Origin of the sequence: Mesorhizobium sp. M4A.F.Ca.ET.020.02.1.1, assembly GCF_004022645.1 — a bacterium.
In the GTDB taxonomy this organism is placed as follows: Bacteria; Pseudomonadota; Alphaproteobacteria; order Rhizobiales; family Rhizobiaceae; genus Mesorhizobium.
The window spans coordinates 1-2,226 of sequence record NZ_RZOI01000874.1 but is presented as its reverse complement, the minus strand read 5'-3'; the positions used below and the strand labels follow the sequence as shown (position 1 = coordinate 2,226).

2 protein-coding genes and 1 pseudogene are annotated in these 2,226 nt (G+C 61.3%); 2 read left to right on the top strand and 1 reads right to left on the bottom strand.

All coding sequences use genetic code 11. The features are described from left to right. Window positions 1-726, bottom strand: a 726-nt coding sequence (locus EN742_RS32445) for an NAD(P)-binding protein (RefSeq protein ID WP_148670428.1), incomplete at its 3' end; no start/stop codon positions are given. Between the two features lie 101 nt (window positions 727-827). On the opposite strand from EN742_RS32445, the gene EN742_RS32440 reads away from it, so the two are divergent. Together EN742_RS32440 and EN742_RS32435 are read left to right on the top strand one after the other, a co-directional pair. Continuing rightward, window positions 828-1,928: a TMAO reductase system protein TorT gene (locus EN742_RS32440; RefSeq protein ID WP_128333749.1), complete on the top strand. Its 1,101-nt coding sequence runs from the start codon at window positions 828-830 to the stop codon at window positions 1,926-1,928. A gap of 81 nt (window positions 1,929-2,009) precedes the next feature. Next, window positions 2,010-2,226: pseudogene (locus EN742_RS32435) on the top strand (hypothetical protein); the annotation flags it as partial.

Below are 2,226 nucleotides of genomic sequence, written 5' to 3'. Positions count from 1 at the left end.
GCCGGAGATGACGATGGTATCGGCGGAGATCTCGATCGGTTCGTTGCGGTCCGTGCGCCGCACCGCGCGCAGGCCTGTCGCCTTGTGTCTGTTTGCGATCACTTCGCCGACGATGCAGTCGCTCATGACGCGCAAATTGGGCAGGGAGCGGGCGCCGCGAAAGAACAGCTCGTCCGATGCGGTGATCTTGAGCTTGCCGTCGACGCGACGCGCCGCAAACGGCATCGGCCTGACCTCTCTGCCATCAGGCCTTGGCCCGATCGCCTTGCGGGTCTTTTCAAGCAGCGCCTCGAACATCTTGCCTTCGCCGCCGCCAGCCTGGTCGATATGCATCAGCGCCAGCGCGCGGTCGAAATAGGGCGTCCAGTCCGCCGCATTCATCCACGGCGGCAGTTCCCCCGTGTCCGGGTAGGGGCAGTTGCCCATCCACAGCGCGAACATTCCGCCTGTGCCATGTGCGACCTTCAAATCCTTGAGATTGCCGATCGGCGCGTCGGCGCCGCTCGGATAGCTCAGCATCTCGCCATAGATGATGTCGCCGACGCGCGAGAGATCGGCTTCGGAGCTGTAGACGTTGCGGACATGGGTGCCGAGCGGGTCGAACCATTTCGGGCCGGCTTCGATGACCAGGACGTCAAGTCCGGCGGCCGCGAGTTCGCCGGCGACGGCCGATCCGCCCGCACCCGAACCCACCACCGCCACATCTGCTTGAAACTGTTGTGTCACTTGATTGTCCGCGTTGTTGTTGACAGTTTGATGTGGCGCTGATATTCCATTGAAATATCATGAATGTCAATCAAACATCATGATCCAGAGGGAGCAAAAAAATGAACAGCTTTACGAAATTGGCAGGTGGCTTGATCGCTGCGACCGCCATTGGTTTTTCCGTGATTTTCACGGCATCGATCCCGGCTCGCGCCGCCGACAGCTGGAAATTTCCAGTGCTGGCGTCGGATCTGCGCACGTCGGCAACACAGCCTTTCGACGGCAAGGAAACGGAATACACCGCGCTTGATTCCAGCGAGGTGACGAAGAAGTGGAACCTCTGCTTCCTGGCCCCGCACACGACCAACGACATCCTGCGCGCATATATCTACGGGACGGTCGAAGAATCGAAGCGGCTCGGCGCCCAGCTCACCGTCTTCGATGCCGGCGGCTACGGCAATCTGGACAAGCAGCTCGCCCAGTTCGACGATTGCGTGACGCTCGGCGCCAACGCCATCCTGCTGATGGCTGTTTCGCCGACGGCGTTCAGCCAGAAGATCGCCGAGGCTCGCGCCAAGGGCGTCAAGGTGATCGACCTCAACATCGGCGTCGATGCGCCGGTCGATGGCCGCGTGGTGGTGACCTATATCGAAGTCGGCAAGATCATCGGCCGTGAACTCGCCAAGCTGCACGCCAAGGGCTCAGGCCCGGTATCGACCGTGGTCATGCCCGGCCCAGCCGGCGTCGCCTGGTCGGAAGACACCGCCAAGGGCTTTGCCAAGGCGGTCGAGGGCTCCGACGTCAAGACCGAGAAGGTCGTCTACGGCGGTTCCAGCCGGCTCGAGCAGCAGCCGCTGGTCGAGGACGCGCTGACCACCTATCCCGATCTCGGCCTGCTCGTCGGCATGGGCACCAGCATCGAGGCTACGCTCAACGCGCTGCGTGAGCAGGGCCGTGTCGGTTCGATCGCCCTCTATGGAAGCTTCATAACGCCGGATCTCATCCCCGCCATCTCTTCGGGCGACGTGAAGGGAGTCGTGGTTGAGAACTCGATCATCATCAACAAGATGGCGGTCGACATGGCGGTGCGCCTGCTCGAGGGCAAGGCAAAGATCATCGATGCCGTTCCGGCGGTGACCTTGATCGACAAGACCAATGTCGACACGGTGCCTGCGACCAACTTCGCGCCGAAGGACTGGAAGGTTCAGCTCAAGGTCGACTGACGTCGGATCGCAATACCGCGGTGGCGCCGGCGATTTGCCTCGCCACCCTTTCCCAAAAATCTTGTTTGAAAGACACATCAAATGGCGCGTATCGAACCTCTCCCCCGGGAACAGTTGGCTAAGTACGAGCCGATCTTTCAGGGAATGGTCGATTCGATCGGGTATGTGCCGAACAGCTTTCTTACCATGGCCCGCAATCCGGCATTGCTGAATGCCGTCGGCGCCTTGTCGGATGCCATGTGGTACCCCAAGACGGTCGGAGAGCCGCTGCGTCGCCTGGTGACCTTCGCCTACAGCC

What these genes read in the sequence shown, in the direction of transcription:
- EN742_RS32440 (WP_128333749.1), top strand. Translation starts at nt 828, where the DNA reads ATGAACAGCTTTACGAAATTGGCAGGTGGCTTGATCGCTGCGACCGCC.